The sequence below is a fragment of the Gallaecimonas aegicerasi genome, assembly GCF_045291545.1.
Taxonomy (GTDB): Bacteria; Pseudomonadota; Gammaproteobacteria; order Enterobacterales; family Gallaecimonadaceae; genus Gallaecimonas.
In genome coordinates, this window is record NZ_CP149514.1 from 942,383 (window position 1) to 967,442 (window position 25,060).

The 25,060-nt window shown below is 47.1% G+C and carries 22 protein-coding genes and 1 rRNA gene; 22 read left to right on the forward strand and 1 reads right to left on the reverse strand.

Annotated elements, in window-relative coordinates:
* Positions 1-14: 14 nt before the first annotated feature.
* From WDB70_RS04620 to WDB70_RS04705, 18 genes are all read left to right on the forward strand, one after another.
* Positions 15-965: a Wzz/FepE/Etk N-terminal domain-containing protein gene (locus tag WDB70_RS04620; protein WP_406667095.1), complete on the forward strand. Its 951-nt coding sequence runs from the start codon at positions 15-17 to the stop codon at positions 963-965.
* 5 nt (positions 966-970) lie between these two features.
* Positions 971-2,047: a UDP-N-acetylglucosamine--undecaprenyl-phosphate N-acetylglucosaminephosphotransferase gene (wecA, locus tag WDB70_RS04625; protein WP_406667097.1), complete on the forward strand. Its 1,077-nt coding sequence runs from the start codon at positions 971-973 to the stop codon at positions 2,045-2,047.
* Complete coding sequence (gene pseB / locus WDB70_RS04630; RefSeq protein WP_406667099.1) at positions 2,040-3,038, forward strand: UDP-N-acetylglucosamine 4,6-dehydratase (inverting); 999 nt, start codon at positions 2,040-2,042, stop codon at positions 3,036-3,038. The genes wecA and pseB overlap by 8 nt, the downstream gene beginning before the upstream one ends.
* The gene (pseC, locus tag WDB70_RS04635; protein WP_406667101.1) at positions 3,025-4,200 is read left to right on the forward strand and encodes a UDP-4-amino-4,6-dideoxy-N-acetyl-beta-L-altrosamine transaminase; all 1,176 of its coding nucleotides are present in this window, start codon (positions 3,025-3,027) and stop codon (positions 4,198-4,200) included. Before pseB ends, pseC begins: the two co-directional genes overlap by 14 nt.
* A 58-nt stretch (positions 4,201-4,258) precedes the next feature.
* Positions 4,259-4,900 carry a pseudaminic acid cytidylyltransferase gene (gene pseF, locus WDB70_RS04640; protein ID WP_406667103.1) on the forward strand — a complete coding sequence of 214 codons (642 nt, stop codon included), beginning with the start codon at positions 4,259-4,261 and terminating at the stop codon, positions 4,898-4,900.
* The gene (gene pseG / locus WDB70_RS04645) at positions 4,893-6,020 is read left to right on the forward strand and encodes a UDP-2,4-diacetamido-2,4,6-trideoxy-beta-L-altropyranose hydrolase (RefSeq protein WP_406667105.1); all 1,128 of its coding nucleotides are present in this window, start codon (positions 4,893-4,895) and stop codon (positions 6,018-6,020) included. The genes pseF and pseG overlap by 8 nt, the downstream gene beginning before the upstream one ends.
* Positions 6,002-6,511, forward strand: coding sequence for a UDP-4-amino-4,6-dideoxy-N-acetyl-beta-L-altrosamine N-acetyltransferase (gene pseH, locus WDB70_RS04650; RefSeq protein WP_406667107.1), 510 nt, complete (start codon positions 6,002-6,004; stop codon positions 6,509-6,511). The genes pseG and pseH overlap by 19 nt, the downstream gene beginning before the upstream one ends.
* Positions 6,504-7,559, forward strand: coding sequence for a pseudaminic acid synthase (gene pseI / locus WDB70_RS04655; protein WP_406667109.1), 1,056 nt, complete (start codon positions 6,504-6,506; stop codon positions 7,557-7,559). Before pseH ends, pseI begins: the two co-directional genes overlap by 8 nt.
* 1,183 nt (positions 7,560-8,742) lie before the next feature.
* Entirely contained in the window at positions 8,743-9,657 is a 915-nt protein-coding gene (locus tag WDB70_RS04660; protein WP_406667111.1) for a glycosyltransferase family 52, read from the forward strand.
* Complete coding sequence (locus tag WDB70_RS04665; RefSeq protein ID WP_406667113.1) at positions 9,626-10,957, forward strand: O-antigen ligase family protein; 1,332 nt, start codon at positions 9,626-9,628, stop codon at positions 10,955-10,957. Before WDB70_RS04660 ends, WDB70_RS04665 begins: the two co-directional genes overlap by 32 nt.
* Entirely contained in the window at positions 10,950-11,693 is a 744-nt protein-coding gene (locus WDB70_RS04670) for a WecB/TagA/CpsF family glycosyltransferase (protein ID WP_406667115.1), read from the forward strand. The genes WDB70_RS04665 and WDB70_RS04670 overlap by 8 nt, the downstream gene beginning before the upstream one ends.
* A 6-nt stretch (positions 11,694-11,699) precedes the next feature.
* On the forward strand, positions 11,700-12,581 hold the full coding sequence (gene galU, locus WDB70_RS04675; protein ID WP_406667117.1) for a UTP--glucose-1-phosphate uridylyltransferase GalU: 882 nt from the start codon (positions 11,700-11,702) through the stop codon (positions 12,579-12,581).
* Positions 12,582-13,616, forward strand: a complete 1,035-nt coding sequence (galE, locus tag WDB70_RS04680; RefSeq protein WP_406667119.1) for a UDP-glucose 4-epimerase GalE — start codon at positions 12,582-12,584, stop codon at positions 13,614-13,616.
* 274 nt (positions 13,617-13,890) lie between these two features.
* Complete coding sequence (locus tag WDB70_RS04685; protein ID WP_406667121.1) at positions 13,891-15,012, forward strand: polysaccharide export protein; 1,122 nt, start codon at positions 13,891-13,893, stop codon at positions 15,010-15,012.
* A 26-nt stretch (positions 15,013-15,038) separates the two neighbouring features.
* Positions 15,039-15,455, forward strand: coding sequence for a low molecular weight protein-tyrosine-phosphatase (locus WDB70_RS04690; RefSeq protein ID WP_406668013.1), 417 nt, complete (start codon positions 15,039-15,041; stop codon positions 15,453-15,455).
* Positions 15,452-17,668, forward strand: coding sequence for a polysaccharide biosynthesis tyrosine autokinase (locus WDB70_RS04695; protein WP_406667123.1), 2,217 nt, complete (start codon positions 15,452-15,454; stop codon positions 17,666-17,668). The genes WDB70_RS04690 and WDB70_RS04695 overlap by 4 nt, the downstream gene beginning before the upstream one ends.
* 81 nt (positions 17,669-17,749) lie before the next feature.
* A complete protein-coding gene (locus WDB70_RS04700; RefSeq protein WP_406667125.1) occupies positions 17,750-17,974 on the forward strand; it encodes a hypothetical protein in 225 nt (74 codons plus the stop codon).
* Between the two features lie 41 nt (positions 17,975-18,015).
* The gene (locus tag WDB70_RS04705; protein ID WP_406667127.1) at positions 18,016-19,020 is read left to right on the forward strand and encodes an NAD-dependent epimerase; all 1,005 of its coding nucleotides are present in this window, start codon (positions 18,016-18,018) and stop codon (positions 19,018-19,020) included.
* A 28-nt stretch (positions 19,021-19,048) separates the two neighbouring features.
* On the opposite strand, the gene WDB70_RS04710 is transcribed toward WDB70_RS04705, so the two are convergent.
* A complete protein-coding gene (locus WDB70_RS04710) occupies positions 19,049-19,240 on the reverse strand; it encodes a hypothetical protein (RefSeq protein ID WP_406667129.1) in 192 nt (63 codons plus the stop codon).
* Positions 19,241-19,409: 169 nt separating this feature from the next.
* Here WDB70_RS04710 and WDB70_RS04715 point away from each other — a divergent pair, with 169 nt between their 5' ends.
* From WDB70_RS04715 to WDB70_RS04730, 4 genes are all read left to right on the forward strand, one after another.
* A complete protein-coding gene (locus tag WDB70_RS04715) occupies positions 19,410-20,759 on the forward strand; it encodes a UDP-glucose dehydrogenase family protein (protein WP_406667131.1) in 1,350 nt (449 codons plus the stop codon).
* Between the two features lie 63 nt (positions 20,760-20,822).
* A complete protein-coding gene (locus WDB70_RS04720; RefSeq protein WP_406667133.1) occupies positions 20,823-22,475 on the forward strand; it encodes a Wzy polymerase domain-containing protein in 1,653 nt (550 codons plus the stop codon).
* The gene (gene gmhB, locus WDB70_RS04725; protein ID WP_406667135.1) at positions 22,472-23,029 is read left to right on the forward strand and encodes a D-glycero-beta-D-manno-heptose 1,7-bisphosphate 7-phosphatase; all 558 of its coding nucleotides are present in this window, start codon (positions 22,472-22,474) and stop codon (positions 23,027-23,029) included. Before WDB70_RS04720 ends, gmhB begins: the two co-directional genes overlap by 4 nt.
* A 338-nt stretch (positions 23,030-23,367) precedes the next feature.
* Positions 23,368-24,907: ribosomal RNA gene (locus WDB70_RS04730) — 16S ribosomal RNA — on the forward strand.
* Positions 24,908-25,060 lie beyond the last annotated feature (153 nt).

The following is a 25,060-nucleotide window of genomic DNA, read 5'->3' on the forward strand; positions in this document are numbered from 1 at the left end:
ACAAAGGAATTTCAATGAACGACGCGCAATTCCCGGCTTCGAGCCAGCGCTACCAGCAGGACGACGAAATTGACCTGCGCGAACTTTTCAGTGCTATCTGGGCCGGTAAGTGGTTGATCGCCGCTGTAACCACAGTATTTGCCGTAGCGGCGGTGGTTATCGCGTTATATTTGCCCAATATCTATAAATCTGACGTATTACTGGCGCCAGCTAGTAATCAGGAGAAAAGTGGTTTAGCAGGACTCGCCAGCCAATTTGGGGGCCTGGCATCCCTTGCCGGTATAAATCTAGGTGGAGGTAGCACAGACCAAACCACGCTGGCGCTGCAAGTCCTGAAGTCACGGGAGTTTATTGGCCAGTTCATCACCGAACACCACATTCTGGTGCCACTGATGGCAGCTAAAGACTGGGATCGCGGTACTGGGCATCTCATTATTGACCCTGAGCTATACAGCGAGAAATCCCAGCAATGGGTGCGAAAAGCGAGTGCTCCCTACAAACCTGAGCCCAGTCTGCAAGAAGCTTACAAAAAATTTACCAAGCATGTACTTGGTGTAAGCCAAGACAAAGAATCAGGAATGGTGACCATCAGTGTGAGTTTCTACTCGCCAGATATGGCCCAACAGTGGGTAACCTGGTTGGTTAAAGACCTCAACAACGTAATGCGCCAGCGCGATATGGCTGAGGCGCAAAAAAGCATTCAGTATCTGGATGCGCAAATCAGTAAAACAAATCTTGCTGATATGCGCAGCATGCTTTACCAGCTGGTAGAGCAGCAAACCAAAACCCTGATGTTCGCCAAAGTGCGTGACGAATACGCCTTTAAAACAGTTGATCCGGCTATTGTTCCGCTTGAAAAGAATAAGCCTAAACGTGCATTGATTGCTGTGCTAGGTACCTTATTGGGCGGCATGTTGGGCGTGATGTGGGTGTTAATTCGACATTTCTCTCGTAAAGAGGATTAACGAACATGAGTATTCTCCTCCCCGCTTTAGTCGCTTTCGCTTTTGCTTGTATTGCTGTAGTGGTTGCCAAGCCCTTGGCTATCAAGGCAGGTCTTGTGGATATACCCAACGCCCGTAAGCATCACAGTGGCCATGTTCCGTTGGTGGGGGGCGTTGCCATTTTTATATCCGTTCTCTTTGCTGTAATGTTATTTGCCCCACACAGTCAGGCTATTAATATCTTTTTGCTATCGGCTGCGCTTATTGTGTTTATTGGTGTGCTGGATGACAAGTATGACTTAAAAGTCTCATTCCGGTTAATTGCACAAACGCTGGTTGCCTGTATGATGATTTTTGGTGCCGGCTTCTATTTAGATAATTTAGGAAACTTAGCTGGCTTAGGCACCATTCATCTTGGTTACAGTGGCATTGTGCTGACTGTTATTGCGGTTATTGGCGCCATTAATGCGTTTAACATGGTTGATGGTATAGATGGCCTGGCTGGTTCGTTAAGTTTAGTGAGCTTTACTTCACTGGCGGTACTGTTGGGGTTAGCGCATAGTAGTTGGACAGTAGTTCCCATTCTTTTTATTGGCGCTACGTTCGCCTATTTGATGTTTAACCTAAGCTGGCCTAGTAAACGTATCAGTAAAATCTTCATGGGTGATGCAGGCTCCATGCTGATTGGTCTTTCCGTGGTATGGATGTTAGTGATCGGTACGCAGTCGAATCATCCTGCTTTTAAGCCAGTAACAGCACTATGGATAATCGCCATGCCGCTTATGGATATGGCAGCCATTATGGTGCGCCGGGTAATGAAAAAACAGTCACCATTTAAACCTGATCGTGATCACCTCCACCATATATTTATGCGACTTGGTTTTTCATCACGGCAAGCACTTCTTATCATTACTGTCTTAGCCTGTTTGACAGCTGCTATTGGTATTTTCTTTGAAGCGACTGATTTTCCAGCATCAATATCGTTTTTGTTTTTTATAATTTTATTTTTGCTTTATTGTCTTTTGCTACAAAGGATTTGGGTTTTTGTTTCTTATATCCGGCGAAGCTTCAATAAATTTAGAGTGAGTAATAAAAATGTTTGAAGATAAAACAATTCTCGTAACAGGTGGCACTGGTTCATTTGGTAACACCTTTGTTCCTATGACATTGGAAAAATATAATCCTAAAAAAATCATCATTTTTTCTCGAGACGAAATGAAACAGTGGGATATGGCAAAGAAATTCCACGGTGATAAACGTGTTCGATTTTTTATTGGCGATGTCCGGGATAAGGAGCGTCTCTACCGGGCGTTGGATGGTGTTGATTATGTGGTCCACGCTGCTGCTACTAAAATTGTTCCCACAGCCGAATACAATCCATTTGAGTGTGTGAAAACCAATATCAATGGAGCCATGAATCTTATTGATGCCTGTATCGACAAAGGTGTCAAGGGTGTTGTGGCACTCTCTACTGATAAAGCAAGCAGCCCCATCAATCTTTATGGTGCGACAAAACTGGCTTCCGACAAGTTATTTGTTTCGGGTAACGCATATTCAGGTGAGCACGGCACTAAGTTTTCTGTCGTTCGATACGGCAACGTTATGGGCTCACGTGGCTCTGTTATCCCCTTCTTTATGTCGATTAAGGACAAAGGCGTTCTGCCCATCACTGATCCCCGCATGACCCGTTTCATGATTTCCTTGGAGCAAGGCGTGGAGTTGGTATGGCATGCATTCCAAGATATGGAAGGTGGCGAAATTTATGTCAAAAAAATTCCATCTATGAAGGTAACCGATTTGGCCCGTGTTGTTGCTCCAGAAGCAGAACAGGAAGTAATTGGCATTCGTCCTGGCGAAAAGTTACACGAACAAATGATTAGTGCTGAAGATGCTTACTATACCTATGAGTATCCAGAGCACTTCAAAATCCTACCAACAATCAATAACTGGGCAACCTGCAAAAATCGAATTAAGGACGGCAAGAAGGTTCCTGAGGGTTTCGTCTACGCCAGTGACAACAACACTGAATGGATGACGGATACCGAACTCCATATATGGATTGAAGCGAACAAAGACAAGATTGGCAGTATCTAAAATGATCCCTTACGGTAAGCAAGATATCTCCCAGCAGGATATTGACGCTGTTGTTGATGTTCTACAGTCTGATTTCCTCACTCAGGGGCCAAAAGTGCCCTTGTTTGAAAAATCCTTGACTGCGCATACAGGAGCAAAGCACGCACTTGCGGTCAACAGTGCGACCTCAGCGCTCCACATTGCCTGCCTGGCTTTGGGCCTGGGTGAAGGGGACTGGTTGTGGACAACACCTATCACCTTTGTTGCCTCAGCAAACTGTGGCCTATATTGCGGTGCTAAGGTTGATTTTGTTGACATCGATCCTGATACCTACAACCTGTGTCCTGAGGCGCTAGCAATTAAACTTGAAAAAGCGGCATTTGCAGGGGATTTACCAAAGGTACTGGTTGCCGTCCATCTATGCGGTCAGCCCTGTGACATGGAGAAAATCCATCGTTTGACCAAAGCCTATGGCGTACATCTTATTGAAGATGCTTCGCATGCCATAGGTGGTAAGTATAAAGGTGAGCCTGTTGGTAACTGTCGCTATTCAGATATCACCGTATTCAGCTTTCATCCGGTTAAAATTGTAACCACGGCTGAGGGTGGTGCCGCAATGACTAACAGCGACGAGCTGGCAGCAAAAATGGCACTTTATCGGAGTCATGGTATTACCCGAGAGCAAGCCTTAATGACAGAGCCATCGCATGGAGGCTGGTATTACCAGCAAATAGAGCTTGGCTACAATTATCGTATGACGGAACTCCAAGCTGCATTGGGAGTTAGTCAGATGTTGCGCTTAGAGGCTTTTGTGGCGGCCAGGCATGTATTAGCTAGGCGCTACGATGAGCTGCTGAAATCGCTGCCTCTTACTATCCCTTTCCAATTAGATGGTACCTATTCAGGCTTACATCTTTATGTTGTTCGGTTGAAATTGGACGAAATATCTCTAACTCACAAGGAAGTTTTTGAACAGCTACGGGAGCAGGGTATTGGTGTCAATCTACACTACATTCCCGTTCATACCCAGCCTTACTACCAAGCCATGGGGTTCAAATCTGGCGATTATCCCAACGCTGAACGATATTACAGCGAAGCCATATCTTTGCCTATGTTCCATGCCATGACTTTTGAGCAACAAGAGCAAGTGGTAGAAGCTTTGACAGCGGTATTAGGGCGCTAGAATGAGGATAGCTGTAATCCCTGCTCGAGGTGGTAGTAAGCGGATACCTCGTAAGAATGTGAAAGACTTTCACGGCAAGCCAATGATTGCCTGGTCTATCGAAGCAGCCCAAGCCTCAGGTGTTTTTGACAGGGTTATCGTATCAACTGACGATGAAGAGATTGCCGAGGTAGCCAACTCTCTTGGCGCAGAAACCCCTTTTCTGCGCCCGGTTGACCTCTCTGATGATTTTGCTACAACGGGTCAGGTTATGGCTCATGCTGTGTCGACGTTGGCGCAGCTGGGTATTCAGGCAGAAATAGTCTGTTGTTTATACGCTACAGCTCCATTTACTAGAGCTGAAGACCTTAAGTCGGCTATAGAAAAGTTGGAAAGTTCCGATGCTGATTTTGTTTTCTCAGCAACCAGTTTTGAATTTCCTATCCAGAGGGCATTGAAATTGGATGCTAAAGGGCGGGTAGAAATGTTCCAGCCAGAACACTTGTTGACCCGCTCGCAAGATCTAGAAGAAGCCTATCATGATGCTGGTCAGTTCTATTGTGGCAGAGCCGGGGCATTCTTAGAGCAACGCCCTTTCTTCTCGCCGGCTAGCTTAGCCCTTATTCTGCCGCGTCACCGAGTCCAGGATATTGATACACCTGAGGACTGGTTGCGCGCAGAGGCACTTTTTAAAGTTATTGAGACTGTGTCTGGTGAGTAACAATTCGTGGATTGCTATAAGGGCTGATGCTTCTATGGAGATTGGTTCTGGCCACATGATGCGTACAATTACGCTTGCTCAGGCTGCTCGCAAGAGGGGAGTAGCGGTTGTATTCATTTGCCGGCATACCTTAGACAGCATGACTAAGCGTTTGGCAGACTTGGAAATAGGGCTGATTAGGTTGCCAGAACACATTCAAACCGAAGCCCTCGGCCCTTATTTTCATTCCCCTTGGTTGGGGGTAACTGAGCAGATTGACGCCCAAGACACCCTCGCAGCGCTTGAGCATGAAACGGTAAAGCGAGGTGTTCCCCCTCTGCGGATGATTGTTGACCACTATGCTCTGGCCGCTCCTTGGGAACAGCGGATAGCTGAGATCTGTCCAATTTTGGCCATTGATGACCTGAACGACAGGCCCCATCATGTAAGCTGGTTACTGGATGTGACCCTGGGCAAGTCGCCCAGCCATTATGCACCTTTGGTACTTGACTCAACCAAGCTGCTGCTGGGCTCTCGTTATGCCTTGCTGCGTGACGAGTTTACGGCATTGCTTCCCCTGGCAAGAGCCAAATCCGCCAAGACCCAGGGGCCCTGGCGTATCCTGGTTACCCTTGGCGGTATCGACAGGGACAACAAGACCATGCTGATCTTGGAGGCCTTGGAAAAGGTTGAGGTCAATTCTGCCCTGTCAATTTGCATTGTGGCCGGTGCGGCTAATCCCCACTTTGATGAGCTGGAGAAGCGAGTCCAGGAAAGCCAGTTGGAAATCGAATTACTGAGGTTTACCGACCAGATAGGAAAGCTGATGTTAGAGGCTGATCTCTGTATAGGAGCTGCCGGTTCAACCTCCTGGGAGCGTTGTGCCTTGGGGCTGCCAACAATCAATATTGTCTTGGCGGCAAACCAAGAAGTTGTGGCGAATAATTTGAAGAAGGCTGGGGTCGCTATAAATTTTGGTTACCTGGAAGCAAGTGAGGTTGATAGGTTAGCCGAGATGGTGTCTAACTTACTGAACTCTAAAGATAAATTAGAGAGTATGAGTCGGATAGGTCAGAGCCAATGCGATGGGCATGGAGTAAACAGAGTGTTAGAGGCCATCGGATGTATGATGCAAAAATAAGACTAATGGAAGCAGGGGACTTAAGTCAGGTTCTTGAATGGCGAAACCATCCTTATGTAAGAAGTGTCATGCATTCTCAGCAAGTTATTTGTGTCGATGAGCACCAGAAATGGTTTGAGAATTCAAAAAAAAATCCCGACAGAACATTGCTTATATTTGAATATGAAGGACTAAATTCTGGTTTTGTTCAGTTCAATAAAACAGAAAAAAATGGTGAGGTTGAGTGGGGGTTCTATCTCAGTCCATCGGCTAAAAAAGGTGTAGGGTATATTATGGGTTTTTTGGCGCTAAAATATGCTTTTGAAAAACTCAAGGTCGACTCTGTAAGAGGAGTCGTCTTAGCATCTAATAGAAAATCTATTCGGTTTCACGAACGGCTGAATTTCCGACAAGTAAATAGTGCTGAACAAGAGGATATCGGTCAGCCTCAAGAGACGACCGATGTTATATTTATTCTTGATAACGATTTTTTTAAGGTTGATTATGTCTAACTTGAAATTGGTAATAGACGGTAGAGAAATATCTTCAAATCATCCTCCTTACATCATTGCGGAATTGTCAGCAAACCATAACGGTAACATCGAAACTGCTTTTAAGCTGATCCGTCAGGCTAAATTAGCTGGCGCAAGCGCTATAAAGATTCAAAGCTATACTCCAGATACAATCACATTAAATTCTAATAATCCAGATTTTTTAATTAATGATGGCTTGTGGGCTGGTACTACCTTGTATGAACTATACCAAAAAGCACACACTCCTTGGGATTGGCATAAACCTCTTTTCGAAGAGGCACGTAGTTTAGGTATCACTATGTTTAGCTCTCCCTTCGATAATACCGCTGTGGATATGTTAGAAGATATAAATGCACCAGCGTATAAGATTGCTTCTTTTGAAGCTGTTGACTTGCCACTTATCCGTTATGTGGCAAGTACAGGTAAGCCCATGATTATCTCTACTGGTATGGCTGATGCTGACGAAATACAAGAAGCGATAGAAGCTGCAAGGGAAGGTGGTTGCAGGGAGCTTGCCATATTACACTGCGTTAGTGGCTATCCTGCACCATCTCAAGACTACAATTTGCGTACTATCGTTGATATGCAGGAACGCTTCGGTTTAGTTACTGGTCTATCAGACCATACCCTGGATAATACCACTGCTATTGCCAGCGTTGCCTTGGGCGCTGCTATCATCGAAAAGCACTTCACCCTCGACCGTAACGGCGGTGGTCCCGATGATTCCTTCTCCTTGGAACCGGCAGACATGCAAGCCCTTTGCCGTGATAGTCAAACCGTATGGGAGGCTCTGGGCAGAATAGACTATGGTCGCAAGTCCAGCGAGCAGGGTAATGTCAAATTCCGTCGCTCTTTGTACTTTGTTAAAGACTTAGAGGCGGGTGATATTATTACTGCAGATGCAGTAAGAAGTGTTAGACCTGGATATGGAATTGCTCCAAAGTATTTAGGGGACTTAATAGGAAGAAAAATAAAGTTTGATGTGAAAAAAAACACTCCAGTTAATTTCGATTTAATACTAGACTAACAATGCCAAGATTAATCTATTATATGGCAGGGGAGGCTTTTTTTAAAGCTTCCCCATTTCTATTGCTACCATTTCTGACAAGGATGTTAAGCGAAAAACAGTTTTCGTTATATGCTGAAAGCCAGTCTTATTTAAACTTAGTAACAGTATTCATACTTTTTTTTCAAGATGGTGCTATTATTAGGTACTATCATAGATATGGGTCTAGATTTTTATATACATTAACTCAAACTTCAGTTTATTTATCATCTTTTATTGCGATTTCTATATTCATTGTTGGCGTCATTTATAAAAATCAGTTCATCCAGGTTGTTTCATTTTCTTCTCTTTCTCAATCTATTGTTTCAGTCTCTCTTTCGGGAATTCAATGTAAAAATCTCGCAAAGAGATATTTTTTTGTGCAATTATTTCATTCAATCAGTACTTTAACTTTAGTTTTCATTTTAGTTTCATTCTTAAGAAGCTATCAAATTGTTTTTCTTGGTTTTTTATTAGCGAATTCGCTCACCTTCATATACTCGAAGTTCATATTCCATTTAGATAATAAAAAATTGAAATTAAGGAGAGTAATGCTGGCGTTGCGTTACTTTTTTTATTTTTCATCACCATTAATATTTCATGGCCTGAGTTTTTTCTTCAAGGGCTATTTCGATAGGATAATCATATCTAATGATTATCCTGCTTCTGACCTAAATAAATATGCTGCATCATTTCAAATTGCATCAATATTCTCAGTTTTGATTATTGGCTTAAATAGAGCATTTTTAAATAAGTATTACAGTTTGATTTCATCTGGTTATTTGACATCGAAAAAGATATTGGAATATGTCTTTTATTCCTTAGCCATTAGCGTGTTTATTTTTTTTCTTCTGACGTTTATACCGAATAGTTTGTATCAGCATATAATATCAAAAAGCTACGAAAATATTTCAAAAATGGTTTCATTTTTTTCTCTTGGAATATTGATGAACGTCCCCTACCTTTTGATTGTAAATTATTTTTTTTACCACGCGCGCAATTCTTTGGTTTCTGTATGTACATTTATCTCCGCATTTCTTCATGTTTCAATGCTGCTGATTTTCTCAGGAAATGTTGAGGTGGAATTTATTTCATTGCTTTTATTCTTTTCCAATTTGTTTCTGGTTGTTATTCTTGCCTTACTACTTGGGAAATCATTATTTTCATGAATTTGTTTTTTTGTGAAACACCCTTCCATTATTTAATGTCTATTTCTATTGTAGATAAATTTGATATCGATGATGCCGTAATCTTAATAAAAAAGGGGATGTTGAAAAAATCAAGCAGAGATGTGAAAGTAATAGAGCTTGGAGGGGGTGGGGCTCTTTTGTTTTTCATCCTATTAAATAGGAATAAGATATCAAGTTTTTATTCTGGTAACTTAAAGAAAATAAAATCAAGATTTATATGCCAGGTCTTACGTGGAAAGAAAATTTTTTCATTTGATGATGGTGCAGGTAGTCGATGGGGAAGTGGTTACTTTTATAATACCAATGAGTCACTCCTCAAAAAAATCGTCTTATTTTTTATTGGTGGACGGTATCAAGATTTTTGGGAAAGAAAAGTGATCTGTCATTATAGTATTTTTGAAAAAGGAATAACGTTCCTAGGAAAAAAAACTATAATAATTCCATTGGTGAAGTCAAGTAATATTAATTCTAATGTTAGATTGGGTGTTTTAGATTCAAAGAGTAATGTTTTCATTTTAGGTTCTCCATTTGTTTCTGATGGTCTAGTAGCAGACAGTGATTATCTGAATAAGATAATTCACATTGCTAATAATTTTCCCGAGTGTAATATATTTTACTACTGTCACCCACGAGAAGACTACGATTGGGTGGTTAATTTAACAGCTAAACTTAATGTCAAAGTAATTGCTAGTAATGGACCAGTTGAAATGGTTTTCACAGGATTTAAAGAGAGCACTTTTATTGGTTTTTATTCTACATCTTTGGTGAATTTAAAGAAAATGAATTTTGATGCCGTATACCTTTGCCATCTTAATTTTAAAGGCTTTGATAAGAGCGTGGAAGATTTCATGATCATTAATGGAGTCATTAAAATTGAATTTGAAAATTAAAAATTTAAATTATCATTATCTTGTTCTGCTTGTTGTTTTTTTATTTCCTGCGTTTAAATGGACTCAGGGGGGAACTGCGTTAGGACAGAAACTTATGCACCTTTGTGTGCTCTTTATTTATGTCCCTTTTTTTTTAATGGCTGCATTTAACAAAAATAGCTTTATAAATTCAACCTTTGGAGATAAAAATAGAAAGCACATTATACAATCCTTATTTTACTTCTTTTCGGTATCTATATACTTTGTCGCAGTTGTATTTTTTATTTCACCCAATCCGTCAGTTAGTGACTTTAGTGATTTTTTTAGACCTTTCGTTTACTTTCTCTATTTTTCAATTCCATTAATATTCCCAATTCGGCAAAACGAAATCAATAAATTGTTTGCTTTTTTACTTTGGTCTGTTTTAATTCAAATTTTATTTTCTGCTTTTGTTTATATTAAAGCGCTTTGGCCTATCGTCGATGTTTTTAAGGGAAGGATGAGTGATGATATTATTCAGTATCATTTTTTCAGATGGTCAGGAACTTTTGTTTACCCAAGTGACTTTAGTTTTTTTCTATCCTTCTTTTTCTATTATTTAATTTATTCTTTAGGTCAGAGTTTCTCGGTTGGAAAAAAAATTAAATTTACTATTTTAATAATTTTTATTTTCACCGCAATATTTATGACTTTGTCTAGAGGGGGGTTGGCATCTGTATTGTTTATATCTTTACTTATCTATATATTCACTAGCTTAAAAAAATCTTTGTTTTTTAATGCTACTATTATTATTGTTTTTGTTTCATTATTCGGTGCTGTGGTTTGGGCCTTATCTAGTTCAAGCTTTGAGAAATATAACTTTGACTATATTGTTGCCCCATTTTCTAAAAAGGGACCGGATGACTCAACCAAGCATAGAATTATAGAGCTTGAATTGGCTGAAAAGTATTCAACAAAACATTTCCCTTTCGGTGTCGGTGGCGATAGAGAAAATCTATCAAAAGAAGTTGGTGTTATAGAGAGTTATTACGGGAATATTTTAATAAGATGGGGGTGGTTCGGCTTATTTATTAATTTTATTTTTTTGTTTTATATACTGCTGATTGCCTTTAAACTAATTAAGTTTGAAAGAAGCGTTGAAAATAAAAGCTTTTTCGTTGCTGCTTTTTTTACAATTGCTTCAGTTCCAATTATTTTTGGTTTCTCATCAGCCATGAGCGACAGATTTAAGACATTGCCATTTTATTATCTCCTTTGTGGTTATGTAGTATCATATTACTGCGGAATATTGACGGATGATAGGAAATTTAAAAATGAATGAGAAAAAAGCTGTCGATATAATTGACTCTAAGATACAGTCCAGTGATTATCTAGCTAGACTATATAAAAAGATAGAGTTTGATAGATTGGAAAACTCATTCTCTTTGTCATTTCTTAATCCGTATTCATACTTTAAAATTCTTGAGTGTCCCAATGTGTCATATCTTGATATTGATCATTTTTTAATAGATGGCTCTTTGCTTTGTTTTTTTGACTCCTTCTTCAATGGTAGAAAAACAATAAGATATTCTTTTGATTTTTCCTCTCTGGCCGATCCGTTGTTATCTTATTTTAATAGGAAGAGATATAATGTGGCAGCGATAGGAGGAACGAGCTCTGAAATTAGTAAGTTTGTTGAGAAAATTGAAATTAAATATCCAGGACTGAATTTAAAATATCAATCATCTGGTTATTTTGGTGATGAGTTACTTGATGATGTATCAAAAGTATTGATTGACAGGAAAGTAGATATAGTTATTTTGGGGCTAGGCACTCCAAAGCAAGAATATTACGCAAGTGTTCTAAAGAAAAAAATCCCGAAAGGAGTCTTTTTTTTAACATGTGGTGGTTTTATTTCTCAAACGGCAAGAAAAATGGATTATTATCATCCCATCGTTAAGCGTCTTGGATTGCGCTGGCTTCAGCGTTTTTTAATGGAGCCCCATGTTCGGAAACGCTTGATTTTTGATTATCCGTCTTTTGTTGTAAAGTACATTAAACTTCATATGAAGAGATAAATTCGAATGAAAGCAGTGATCCCCGTTGCCGGCCTTGGCACCCGTATGCTCCCCGCTTCCAAGGCGATTCCCAAAGAAATGCTGCCAGTGGTAGATAAGCCGCTTATTCAATACGTGGTTAACGAGTGTGTGGCGGCCGGTATTAAGGAAATTGTGCTGGTTACCCATTCTTCTAAAAACGCCATTGAAAACCACTTCGACAAGAGTTTTGAACTGGAGTCGATGCTGGAAAAACGCGTTAAGCGCCAGCTGTTGGAAGAGGTGCAGAACATTTGCCCTGAGGGGGTAACCATCATGCATGTGCGTCAGGGTGAAGCTAAAGGCCTGGGCCATGCCATTCAGTGCGCCAAACCGCTGGTGGGTGATGCGCCTTTTGCCGTGGTGCTGCCTGATGTATTGGTAGATGACGTAGCTGCCAACCCCGCCAAAGACAACATGGCGGAAATGCTGGCGCGTTTTAACAGCAGCGGCACCAGCCAGGTGATGGTGGAACCTGTACCGCAAGAAGCGGTAAGCAGCTACGGCGTTGTTGATTTAGCTGGTGCGGCGATTGAGCCTGGCCAATCGGTAGCAATGAATGCCATCGTCGAGAAACCTCCAGTAGATGAAGCGCCTTCCAATATGGCTGTAGTAGGGCGCTATATCTTCAGTAAAGATATTTGGCCATTACTTGCCAAAACACCCATCGGCGCCGGTGGTGAAATTCAATTAACAGACACCATTGCCATGCTGATGAGTAGCCAAGCTGTTGAGGCTTATCGCATCAAGGGCCGCAGCCATGATTGCGGTGACAAACTCGGCTACCTGCAAACCTTTGTTACCTATGGCCTGCGCCACCCCAAGCTGGGTAAAGATTTTGCGCAGTTCATTAAAGGCCTGGAGCTGTAAATGATTTTGGTCACAGGTGGTGCCGGTTACATCGGCTCTCATACCTTGGTTGAGCTGTTAACTATCGGCCAAGAAGTGCTGGTGCTGGACAACCTCGCCAATAGCTCCGTTGAAGCATTGAAGCGAGTGGCCAAAATCACCGGTAAAGGTGTCACCTTTGTAGAAGGAGATATTCGCAACCGCGAGCTGCTTGATAAGCTCTTTGCTGAAAATGCCATCACCGCTGTTGTGCACTTTGCTGGCCTCAAAGCCGTGGGTGAAAGCGTGCAGCAGCCGCTGCGGTACTACCAGAATAATGTCGCCGGCACCCTAACGCTATGTGAGGCAATGGCGGCGGCTGGCGTCTATAAGCTGGTGTTTTCCTCGTCAGCTACCGTGTACGGGGACCCGGCTACGGTTCCTATCACTGAAGCCAGCCCTACTGGCGCCACTACTAACCCCTATGGCACCTCCAAGCACATGGTTGAACGCGTTCTGTTTGACCTGGCTGGCGCCAATGCTAACTGGCGTATTGCCGTATTACGCTACTTCAACCCGGTAGGGGCTCACTCATCAGGGCTTATCGGCGAGGACCCTAACGGTATCCCCAATAACCTTGTGCCCTATATTAGCCAGGTTGCGGTAGGGCGCTTACCTGCGCTGAACATCTTTGGCAACGACTACCCTACGGCTGACGGCACAGGTGTGCGTGATTATATTCACGTGGTGGATTTAGCCCAGGGGCATATCAAAGCGCTTGATAAGCTCAATACTCAAACCGGCTGCGTGGCCTACAACCTCGGCACGGGTAACGGCTACTCGGTGCTGGATATGGTCAAAGCCTTTGAGCAGGCTTCCGGCAAGCCGGTGCCGTATCAGTTTGCACCGCGCCGCCCCGGCGACATTGCCAGCTGCTATGCCGACCCGGCTTTTGCCACCAAAGAACTGGGCTGGCACGCCGAGCGGAATTTAGCCCAGATGATGGCAGATACTTGGCGTTGGCAGTCTAAAAACCCTGAGGGTTACAAGGCCGATTCTGAGCATTTCATTATGTAATACCAGCTGAGCTCAGGCTTGTAACCTGAACGTTATATGAATAATGAAATCAAAGGCATAGTTCCAAAAGGGCTGTGCCTTTTCTTTTTTCATGCGAAAACAAAGTCTTATGCATTTGCATTTCCTGTTTAAATCTAGATGCCTAGCTGTTAGGATGCAGCCTTATGGTGTGATTGGTATGTAAATGGTGAGTAAAGGGGCTGCGGCGGTTTTCTGTGCCTGCCAGCAGTGTTTTTTTGCTTGCCGTTGGTTTTTGTCCATCGAAGATTTTTGAATGAAAAAGCTGTTATTGCTATTGCTGTGGATAGGCTTAGGTGGCTGTACTCTGGTGCCCGGCGCCCATGTTCCTTACGATACTGAGCGCTCTTGGGCCGCGCCGGCTCCTGAACACGCTGACCTTGCGGGTACGGGCGTGGCAATTGTTCCCATTACGCCGCAAACACTGGCTAAATACGCCACCTTAAACCTCCCCAAGCCTGCCCTCAATACCGCCCTGGAAGCGGCGCGTAAGCAATACGATTACACGGTCGGAGCAGGAGACATTCTAAGCATCACCGTGTGGGACCACCCTGAGCTGACCATTCCAGCAGGCTCGATGCGTTCGCCGCAAGACGCCGGCAACTGGGTGCATACAGACGGCACTATTTTTTACCCTTATGTGGGAGTGGTGCATGTGGCCGGCCTGAAGGTCACGCAAATCCGCGGCATTATTCGTCAGCGCCTGACCAGGTACATCGAAAATCCCCAGGTAGACGTCACTGTGGCGGCGTTTCGGTCTAAGCGAGTATACGTTACCGGCGAAGTTAAACAGCCCGGTGTACTGCCGATCACCAATGTTCCTCTTACCCTCCTTGAAGCAGTGGATCGCACCGGTGGCCTGACGGCCGATGCGGATTGGACTGATGTTACTCTGACCCGTGCTGGCCAAGAACAGCATTTCTCACTACGCCAGTTATTTGAGCAAGGCAATACCCAACAAAACGTGCTGCTACAAGCCGGTGATGTAGTACACGTTGCCCGTAATGACTACGCCAAAGTATTTGTTCTGGGGGAAGTGGGTAAACCACAAAGTTTGACTATTGGGCGGGCTGGAATGTCTCTTGCTGAGGCGTTATCTGATGCTGGGGGCTTCAGTGAAACAACCGCTAATGCCTCTGGCATTTTTGTATTGCGTAAAGCCGCTGCCGCCAGTGGCCACAACATTGACGTATTCCAGCTGGATGCGGCCAATGCTACGGCCCTGGTGCTGGCTGACCAGTTCACCTTACAGCCGCGCGACATCGTTTATGTGACGGCGGCGCCGGTTGCCCGCTGGAATCGTGTGATCAGCCAGCTACTGCCGTCGCTCTCCGGGTTGTATTCGGTCACCCGTACCCGTAGTGACCTGACAAACTAAGGCCAAACATGTTCAACAATATTTTGATGGTGTGCGTGGGCAATATTTGCCGCAGTCCTACGGCCGAATTTCTCATGCAAGCCGCGCTGCCGGAAAAAAATGTTTCATCGGCGGGTATTGCGGCAGTGCAAGGGCATGACATGGATGCCACTGCTCGGGCGGTGGCTGAAGCCAGGGGCCACCATTTTGCCGAACATACTGCCCGCCAACTGACCCGCAGCCTGTGTCAGCAGGCTGAGCTGATTCTGGTGATGGAACCGCGCCACCGCGACGAAGTTGGGCGCCTGGCACCAGAAGCATTGGGCAAAACATTCCTGCTGGGCAAGTGGCTGGGTGATAAAGCCATACCAGACCCTTATCGCAAGAGTACTGACGTCTTTGAGTTTGTATTTGAACAAATTGAGGCTGGGGTCAATGCCTGGCAGCAGAAGCTAAACCAATGAATATGATGACTACACCACGCAGCGCCCGTCCTGAAGACGATGAAATCGACTTAGCCCGTCTGTGGGCGGTGATCATGGAGGGCAAGTGGCTTATCGCGGCTGTGACGGGCGCTTTTGCCTTGGTGGGGGTGGCTATCGCCGTTTTATCAACGCCAATTTACCGTGCCGATGCGCTGCTGCAGGTGGAACAAAAAGACAGTGGCATGTCCAGCCTGCTGGAAATGACCAGCATGTTCCCGCAGGACTCGTCAGCAGATGCCGAAGTGCAGATCATCAAGTCACGCATGGTTCTGGGCGGCGCCGTTGATCAGCTTGGGCTGCAAAATATGGCTACGGCGCATTATTTCCCGGTTATTGGGCGGTTTGTTGCCCGCCACCATGTGGGCGCGCCGGCCGCAAAACCGTTCTTTTCCAGCTATGCCTGGGGGGGCGAAGTGATTCATCTGGGGCATTTGCAGGTGCCAGCGTACCTGCTTGATACCCCTATGACCCTAACGGCCCTTGCCGGTAATCAATACCAGTTAAGCCTGGATGGTACACCTCTGCTCTCAGGTACCGTTGGGCAGACCGCCACCGGCCAGGGTATTAGCATCAATGTTACCGATTTGCAGGCCCGCCCGGGTACGCGTTTTGATATTCAAAAGAAGAACCGGCTGCAGGCGATCACCGACCTCAGTAGCCAGCTCAGTGTTGCCGAGCAAGGGCAGAAAACCGGCATTTTACATGCCTCGATGATGGGGGCTGATCAAAGTGAAATTCAGGCAGCTCTTAACGCAGTTAGCACCCATTATCTGCTACAAAACGTCAAGCGAAATGCGGCCCAGGCGCAAAATAGTCTGGTGTTTTTGAAAAAACAGCTACCGAAAATCAAATCCAAATTGGATGCCTCAGAAGAAAAGCTCAACGACTACCGGCTACAGACCAAGTCACTGGACTTGGGCCTGGAAACTGAAGGCATTCTCAAGCAATCGGTAGAACTTGAAAACCAGCTCAATGAACTGAAATTCAAAGAAGCGGATATCAGTCGGCTTTACACCAAAAGCCACCCGGCCTACATCGCTTTAAAGCAGCAAATCGCCACCCTGGAGCAAGATAAGGCCAAGCTCACCGGGCAAATTAAAGCGCTGCCAAAAACACAGCAGGAAATGCTGCGCCTGAAGCGGGATGTGGAAGTCAATCAGCAGATTTACCTGACCCTGCTGAATAAAGTGCAGGAATTGAATGTGCTTAAGGCCGGTACGGTGGGCAATGTACGTATTCTCGATAATGCAGCTGTCAACCCGAAGCCAGTGAAGCCGAAAAAGGCTTTGATTATTGTCCTGGCTACATTGTTGGGGGCGATGCTCGGCACCCTGTGGGTGTTGGTGCGTGGTTTTATGCGTAAAGGTATTGAGAGCCCTGAGGAATTGGAAGAAATGGGTGTCAGTGTCTACGCCACAATTCCGCAATCAGACACCCAGAGCAAGCTGGAAGAGAAAATTAAGCGGCAATTCAAGCGCGGTAAAAAGCAGGAAGAACGCCCGCTGCTGGCCCAGGAAAATCCGGCGGATTTAGCTATTGAGGCCATGCGTGGCCTGCGCACCAGCTTGCATTTTGCCATGATGGAAGCGGCCAACAATGTGCTGATGATTTCAGGGCCCAGCCCGTCGGTGGGTAAGTCCTTTGTATCGGCGAATCTGGCGGCAGTCAGTGCCATGACCGGGCAAAAGGTACTGGTGGTTGATGCCGACATGCGCCGCGGCTACATGCATGCCCTTTTTAATCAGCACAATGAGCGAGGGCTGTCTGAGCTGTTATCTGGCCAGTGCCAGCGCCAAGAGGCTATTTTGCCGACGGGCATTACCCACCTTGATGTGCTGCCACGAGGCATGGTGCCACCCAACCCCAGTGAATTGTTGATGCACCCCAACTTTAAAGCGCTACTGGAGTGGGCTCAGCAACATTACGATCTGATTCTGGTGGATACCCCGCCGATCCTCGCCGTGACCGACCCCGCCATAGTTGGGCGCCTCGCTGGCACAACGCTGCTGGTGGCGCGCTTTGGACAAAATCCGGCCAAGGAAGTGGACGTTACCCTGCGCCGTTTTGAGCAAAATGGCATCGACGTCAAAGGGGTCATTCTCAATGGTATGGTGCGAAAGGCCAGTCAGGGCTATGGATACGGTGCTTACGGTTACAACTATGACTATAAATCTCACTCGGATGCGACCTGAACGGTCCATGGAGTGAGCTAATACAAAAGAGCGGCCACAATAAGTCGTCATCATAATTATCGTGCGTTGATGTGAGGTTCTGTGAAAAGGAAGTTGCAACTGTATAGCCAGGACGTAGAGCTGCTATCGTTACATTTGTCCAGCCGCTTGCGGGCAGGTGACGCCATTTTGGCTGCGCAAGAAGAGTTGGCGCGAAATGCACTGGCCACCCATGCGCTATTGCGTGATCAAAAGGGCAAAACACATCTGATCACGCCGGCCATGGGCCGCCTGAAGCGACTGCTGGTGGCCCGGAAAATCAGTTAAGTGTGCTACCCTTGCGCCACTGAGTTTCTGGAGGTTGTACCATGCGGTATCTGGTCACCGGCGCAGCCGGTTTTATTGGCTTTCATGTAGCGAAAAAGCTGTTAGCGGCTGGGCATCAGGTGGTTGGGGTAGATAACCTCAATGATTACTATGAGGTGAGCCTCAAGGAGGCGCGACTGGCAGAGTTAGCCGGTGAGGGCGGCTTCACTTTTCAAAAGCTTGATATTGCCGACCGCGCCGGGGTTGCTGCACTTTTTACTGGTGAGCGCTTTGATCGGGTAGTGCACCTGGCGGCACAAGCCGGAGTACGCTATTCCATCGACAACCCCCATACCTATGCCGATGCCAACCTCGTTGGCCACCTCAATATTCTGGAAGGCTGTCGCAGCCAGCAAACGGCACACTTGGTTTATGCCTCATCCAGTTCCGTTTATGGCCTCAACACCGCCATGCCATTTAAAGTGTCGGACAGTGTCGACCATCCGGTATCACTTTATGCGGCAACGAAAAAAGCCAATGAGCTGATGAGCCACACTTACTCTCATCTCTATGGTATTCCCACTACCGGCCTGCGCTTTTTCACCGTGTATGGCCCCTGGGGGCGCCCGGATATGGCCCTGTTCAAATTCACCCGAGCCATTTTGCAAGGCCGGGCTATTGACGTGTATAACCACGGCAACATGCAACGTGACTTCACCTATATCGACGATATTGTCGAATCCATCGTGCGTGTGTGTGAGGTCATTCCAACGCCGCAACGTGATTGGGCGCCGGGGCAGGGCAGTGCCGGGCAATCCAGCGCACCTTACCGGGTGTTCAACATCGGTGCTGGCCAGCCGGTCAAGCTGACCGATTTTATCGAGGCCATTGAAGCGGCGACGGGGCTCAAAGCAGAGCGTAATCTGATGCCTATTCAGCCGGGCGATGTACCCGCCACCTGGGCGGAAACAGAAGACTTGTTCAATGCCATTAACTACCGCCCGAAAGTAGGCGTTACAGAAGGTGTTGCGGCTTTTGTGGATTGGTATAAAGGCTATTACGGTTGATGATAAAGCCCGCTAAATGCGGGCTTTTTTACAAGCGGCGAAAACGCTCCGGCGCGTTTTGTTGCTCCAACTCCTGTTCACGCATTTCTTCAGCTTTATAAACCTGGAATTTTTCGCTGGCGCTGGCGCACTCCTCTACCGCGCGCTTTACCATTAATTCCAGTGTTTCCAGGCTTTTGGCGCGCCGAAAGTGTGGCAGCCAGTCTTCTGCTGTTTTCATCAGGGCATGGTTGGTGTTGATAGTACAGTAAGGCTTATTGTACTCCGTACTGCTCTAAAGGCTACTGACAACAGCCTGTTTCCGGCGTGTTCATTGGCAAGCCCCTATCACCATGGCATCATGCCGGTTTTCGGCGGCATTGCCGCGGTCACAGTTGATTGGAAATATCATGAAAGTCACGGTTTTTGGAATTGGGTATGTGGGGTTGGTACAGGCGGCGGTGTTGGCCGAAGCTGGCCACCATGTCTGCTGCGTGGATATTGACCAGGCCAAAATTGATGGCCTGAAGCGCGGCGAGGTGCCTATCTACGAACCTGGCCTGGCGGCGTTAGTTGAAAATGGCTTGGCTACCAAGCGGCTGCTGTTTACCACTGATGCCGAGACCGGGGTGAATTACGGTGAACTGCACTTTATTGCTGTGGGCACCCCGCCGGATGAAGATGGCTCTGCTGATCTTAAATATGTGCTCGCGGTAGCCGAAACCATTGCCCGCTATATGCAAGGGCCGAAAATCATTATTAACAAGTCCACGGTGCCGGTAGGTACAGCCGACAAAGTGCGGGCGCGGGTGGCCGAAGTGTTAGCGGAGCGCAGCGCCGCGTATGATTTTGCGGTGGTATCGAACCCTGAGTTTTTAAAAGAAGGGGCAGCCGTTGCCGACTGCCAAAAGCCTGACCGTATTATCATTGGTACCAATGATGCTAATGCCGAGGCCAAAATGCGCGAGCTCTACGCGCCTTTTAACCGTAACCATGACAAAGTCATCGTCATGGACGTGCGTAGCGCTGAGCTGACCAAATATGCAGCTAACTGCATGCTGGCCACGAAAATCAGCTTTATGAATGAAATTGCCAACCTGGCTGAAAAGCTGGGGGCTGATATTGAGGCCGTGCGTAAAGGCATTGGCTCTGATCCGCGTATTGGCTACCACTTTATTTACCCTGGCTGTGGTTACGGCGGCTCCTGCTTCCCTAAAGATGTACAGGCGCTGGTGCGTACTGCTCAGCAGGTTGGTTACCAGCCGGCACTGCTGGAAGCGGTGGAAACCGTCAACTACCGCCAGAAGCAAAAGCTGTTTCAGTTCCTTAACCGCCATTTCAAGGGCGAGTTGGCTGGCAAAACCATCGCTTTGTGGGGGCTGGCGTTCAAACCAAACACTGATGACATGCGGGAAGCGTCAAGCCGGGTTCTGATGGAAGCACTCTGGGCCGCTGGTGCTAGGGTGCAGGCCTTTGATCCAGAAGCCATGGCTGAAACTACCCGTATTTATGGTGAACGTGATGATCTGATATTGGCTGACAGTATGGAAGCCGCCTTATCAGGCGCGGATGCTCTGGTGATCTGCACTGAGTGGCAGTCGTTCCGGGCGCCGGATTTTGCTGTCATTAAAGACAGCCTGAGTAAGCCTGTGATCATCGACGGCCGTAACCTCTACGACCCGCAAAGCCTCAAAAAGCAGGGTTTTAGTTACTACGCTATTGGCCGTGGTGATAGTATCGAGCAATACCCAGAAAAATAAGGGACCAAGAGGGTGGCAACGTCCAACAACAAGCTTGCGTGGGCAGCCTTCGGGCTGCTCTTTTTGTTTGCAGTTCACTACTTTCAAAACAACCTTGGCGGTTATGGCTTGCAGTTGTCGTTCAACAACACAGTGTGGATGGCGGCGCTACTAGTGGTTGGCGTGGGTATATTCCAGGGTGTGAACTGTGGCCAGTGGCAACTGCCCGGTTACTGGAAGGACTATCCGCTACTATTTGCAGCATTATTTATACCGCTGCTCTGGTCGGGTGATACGGCCATTTATGCGGTTGGCCGCTTTTTTGCGGTGCTGGCAGGGCTTATGTTCCTTTTGGCACTTTTTCAAAGTTTTGACGGTGAGCGGGATGAGCGCTCGTTGCTGTTCATCGTCGTACTGTCCGTACTGATTGAAGCTAGCCTCGGTGCCTTACAGCTTACAGGCTGGCAGTGGCTACCAGGTGGGCGTGTTTCTGAAACGGGTATCCGTCCCCAAGGCATATTTCAGCAACCCAACGTTTACGCCAGCTTTCTTGCCACTGGCATGATGGCCGCGTTGTGGTTACTGGCCAAACACAAACTGCCAGCGTCGCCGGTGCGCAAAGTTGCATGGTTGGCGGTTTTGTTCGCCACCTTGGGACTGGCAGCATTTGGCCAGTATGTCACGGTTTCCCGGACAGGGGTTTTAGCTTCTGCTGGCGGTTTGTTGCTATTGTTGTTGGCATTTCGTGGGCAACATCGTCGTGTACTGTTCTTTGGCGTGTTGTTGTTAGTTGTAGGTGAGTTGGCAGGCTATCTGTACACCACTTTTGAACATAACGTCGTGCGGGATGCTTCTGGTGTATTGGAAAGTAATGGTCGTTCGGCTATTTGGACAGTGTCCTGGCAACTATTTGCTCATCATCCTGTAACCGGTGTCGGTTTGGGCGGCTTTGAAGCCGCCTATGCTGATCAGCGGGCAATGACCTTCGCTCAGACAGGCTTGTTATCAATGGCCAATGTCGATCATCCCCACAATGAGTTGTTGTTTTGGGCGGTTGAAGGTGGCTTGTTACCGGTCTTGGCAATTTTGCTATTTGCTGCGCGCTTTGTCTGGCGGTTGGCGCACTTGGGCCGCAATGCTTTTGCCTATGCTGCATTACTGCTCCCCATTGCACTTCATAGCATGACCGAATACCCCTTCTACCACTCGGCCATTCACTGGTTCACCTTTTTACTACTGCTATTTTTGGTGGAATCACGGGTAGCGCCTCTGCAACAAAAGGACGCGGCGTTACCTTATGTCTGGAAGTCGCTGACTGCCGCTGGCCTGTTGCTCGGCAGTGCATTTTTGCTCACTAATCTACAAACCATCAGCAAGTTGGTGCAGGTGAGCCGTGCCAATAAAGTAGCGAAAGAGGGTGACTCGCCACTTTTACCTATGCGTGACATCATCAACCCGGTCGTATTTCAAAGTCAGATCGAACACATCGCCATGTACGCGCAATTTCAGCAGGCATTAAAGACGCATAATCGCACAACACTGCAGCGATTCATTGACTGGGGGTGGCAGTTCAGCCACTCGGTAGTGCGCGCAGATACCTTCGTAAACATGTTGCGGGCGGCTGATGCGCTTGGGGACAGGGCGCAGTATCAGCGTATTCTGAAAAGAGCCCGCTGGTTATATCCACGCAACCCCGCCTTTGAGGCATCAAGTAGTGAAGTAGGGCAAAAACAATGAAGCCGGCAGTATTTCTGGACCGAGATGGTGTTATCAATGTTGATCATGGCTATGTCAGCCGCATCGATGACTTTGAATTTATCGAGGGTGTATTTGAAGCCGCTCGTGCCTTCAAGGCTATGGGCTATTTAGTCGTCGTGATCACCAATCAGTCTGGCATTGCCCGCGGCATGTTCAGTGAAGATAGCTTTGCTGAATTGACGCAATGGATGGACTGGAACTTTGATGACAATGGTGTTGTGCTGGATGGCATCTATTATTGCCCGCACCATCCGGATAAAGGCATCGGTGAATACCGCCAAGACTGCAATTGCCGCAAACCCAAGCCGGGCATGTTGCTCGAAGCGCAAGGCGATCTCGATATTGATATGGGCAGATCAGTCTTTGTAGGTGATAAGGCAGACGATATGCGAGCCGCCGATGCTGCTGGGGTTGCGACGAAAGTGCTGGTGCGTACAGGTAAAGCTGTCACCGAAGACGCCCAATCACTTGCCACGGTAGTGCTTGAAAGCATCAAATCAGTGCCTGCTTGGCTTAAGGTGAGCGCAAAATAGGCAATCAAGGGCGCTAGCTTAAATTGGCACTTGCGCTCTTTAAATACCAGGTCCATAATTCGTCTCCCGCTGCCGAGAAATGGCACAGGATGTGGTCTTCGAAAGAAGCGCCGACAGCCAGGGCAGCGCGGCAGGAATCAACGCCATAAATTAGTGTTTGACTCCCGCAGCGAAGCGTGTAGAATGCGCTTCCTCGCTCGGCAAGAGCGACGTTCTTTAACAAGATAATCCAAGTAATCTGTGTGGGCACTCGCAGAGGGTACATCTCAAAAAATTGAGATTTACTCGATGACTGCGAAGTGTTCAACACTTCAGCAATTCATTGAGCATCAAACTTTTAATTGAAGAGTTTGATCATGGCTCAGATTGAACGCTGGCGGCAGGCCTAACACATGCAAGTCGAGCGGTAACATTTCTAGCTTGCTAGAAGATGACGAGCGGCGGACGGGTGAGTAAAGCGTAGGGAGCTGCCCGATAGAGGGGGATAACCATTGGAAACGATGGCTAATACCGCATAATGTCTACGGACCAAAGAGGGGGACCTTCGGGCCTCTTGCTATCGGATGCGCCTACGTGGGATTAGCTAGTTGGTGAGGTAACGGCTCACCAAGGCGACGATCCCTAGCTGGTTTGAGAGGATGATCAGCCACACTGGGACTGAGACACGGCCCAGACTCCTACGGGAGGCAGCAGTGGGGAATATTGGACAATGGGGGCAACCCTGATCCAGCCATGCCGCGTGTGTGAAGAAGGCCTTCGGGTTGTAAAGCACTTTCAGCGAGGAGGAAAGGCGAGTGGTTAATAACCGCTTGCTGTGACGTTACTCGCAGAAGAAGCACCGGCTAACTCCGTGCCAGCAGCCGCGGTAATACGGAGGGTGCGAGCGTTAATCGGAATTACTGGGCGTAAAGGGCACGCAGGCGGCCTGTTAAGTTAGATGTGAAAGCCCCGGGCTTAACCTGGGAATGGCATTTAAGACTGGCAGGCTAGAGTCTTGGAGAGGGGGGTGGAATTTCCGGTGTAGCGGTGAAATGCGTAGAGATCGGAAGGAACATCAGTGGCGAAGGCGACCCCCTGGCCAAAGACTGACGCTCATGTGCGAAAGCGTGGGGAGCAAACAGGATTAGATACCCTGGTAGTCCACGCCGTAAACGATGTCAACTTGGGGTCTGTGGTCATGCACTGTGGATCCCGGAGCTAACGCGTTAAGTTGACCGCCTGGGGAGTACGGCCGCAAGGTTAAAACTCAAATGAATTGACGGGGGCCCGCACAAGCGGTGGAGCATGTGGTTTAATTCGATGCAACGCGAAGAACCTTACCTACTCTTGACATCCAGAGAACTTTGCAGAGATGCATTGGTGCCTTCGGGAACTCTGAGACAGGTGCTGCATGGCTGTCGTCAGCTCGTGTTGTGAAATGTTGGGTTAAGTCCCGCAACGAGCGCAACCCCTATCCTTTGTTGCCAGCGATCAGGTCGGGAACTCAAAGGAGACTGCCGGTGATAAACCGGAGGAAGGTGGGGACGACGTCAAGTCATCATGGCCCTTACGAGTAGGGCTACACACGTGCTACAATGGCGCGTACAGAGGGAAGCGACCTCGCGAGAGCAAGCGGATCCCAAAAAGCGCGTCGTAGTCCGGATCGGAGTCTGCAACTCGACTCCGTGAAGTCGGAATCGCTAGTAATCGTGGATCAGAATGCCACGGTGAATACGTTCCCGGGCCTTGTACACACCGCCCGTCACACCATGGGAGTGGGCTGCACCAGAAGTAGATAGCTTAACCTTCGGGAGGGCGTTTACCACGGTGTGGTTCATGACTGGGGTGAAGTCGTAACAAGGTAGCCGTAGGGGAACCTGCGGCTGGATCACCTCCTTACTAAAAGAGGCGTACTGTTTGCGCAGTGTCCACACAGATTACTTGGAGCCCGCTCATTGAGCGGGCTTCGTGTTCTTTAACAATTCGGAAAGCTGATAACACTGCAATTTAAATGAGACTCTCAGTTTTACTTGAGCGTCCGGCGAAAAAACC

What these genes read in the sequence shown, in the direction of transcription:
- WDB70_RS04620 (WP_406667095.1), top strand. Translation starts at nt 15, where the DNA reads ATGAACGACGCGCAATTCCCGGCTTCGAGCCAGCGCTACCAGCAGGAC.
- wecA (WP_406667097.1), top strand. Translation starts at nt 971, where the DNA reads ATGAGTATTCTCCTCCCCGCTTTAGTCGCTTTCGCTTTTGCTTGTATT.
- pseB (WP_406667099.1), top strand. Translation starts at nt 2,040, where the DNA reads ATGTTTGAAGATAAAACAATTCTCGTAACAGGTGGCACTGGTTCATTT.
- pseH (WP_406667107.1), top strand. Translation starts at nt 6,002, where the DNA reads ATGTATGATGCAAAAATAAGACTAATGGAAGCAGGGGACTTAAGTCAG.
- pseI (WP_406667109.1), top strand. Translation starts at nt 6,504, where the DNA reads ATGTCTAACTTGAAATTGGTAATAGACGGTAGAGAAATATCTTCAAAT.
- WDB70_RS04660 (WP_406667111.1), top strand. Translation starts at nt 8,743, where the DNA reads ATGAATTTGTTTTTTTGTGAAACACCCTTCCATTATTTAATGTCTATT.
- WDB70_RS04665 (WP_406667113.1), top strand. Translation starts at nt 9,626, where the DNA reads ATGGAGTCATTAAAATTGAATTTGAAAATTAAAAATTTAAATTATCAT.
- WDB70_RS04670 (WP_406667115.1), top strand. Translation starts at nt 10,950, where the DNA reads ATGAATGAGAAAAAAGCTGTCGATATAATTGACTCTAAGATACAGTCC.
- galU (WP_406667117.1), top strand. Translation starts at nt 11,700, where the DNA reads ATGAAAGCAGTGATCCCCGTTGCCGGCCTTGGCACCCGTATGCTCCCC.
- galE (WP_406667119.1), top strand. Translation starts at nt 12,582, where the DNA reads ATGATTTTGGTCACAGGTGGTGCCGGTTACATCGGCTCTCATACCTTG.
- WDB70_RS04685 (WP_406667121.1), top strand. Translation starts at nt 13,891, where the DNA reads ATGAAAAAGCTGTTATTGCTATTGCTGTGGATAGGCTTAGGTGGCTGT.
- WDB70_RS04690 (WP_406668013.1), top strand. Translation starts at nt 15,039, where the DNA reads ATGGTGTGCGTGGGCAATATTTGCCGCAGTCCTACGGCCGAATTTCTC.
- WDB70_RS04695 (WP_406667123.1), top strand. Translation starts at nt 15,452, where the DNA reads ATGAATATGATGACTACACCACGCAGCGCCCGTCCTGAAGACGATGAA.
- WDB70_RS04705 (WP_406667127.1), top strand. Translation starts at nt 18,016, where the DNA reads ATGCGGTATCTGGTCACCGGCGCAGCCGGTTTTATTGGCTTTCATGTA.
- WDB70_RS04710 (WP_406667129.1), bottom strand. Translation starts at nt 19,240, where the DNA reads ATGAAAACAGCAGAAGACTGGCTGCCACACTTTCGGCGCGCCAAAAGC.
- WDB70_RS04715 (WP_406667131.1), top strand. Translation starts at nt 19,410, where the DNA reads ATGAAAGTCACGGTTTTTGGAATTGGGTATGTGGGGTTGGTACAGGCG.
- gmhB (WP_406667135.1), top strand. Translation starts at nt 22,472, where the DNA reads ATGAAGCCGGCAGTATTTCTGGACCGAGATGGTGTTATCAATGTTGAT.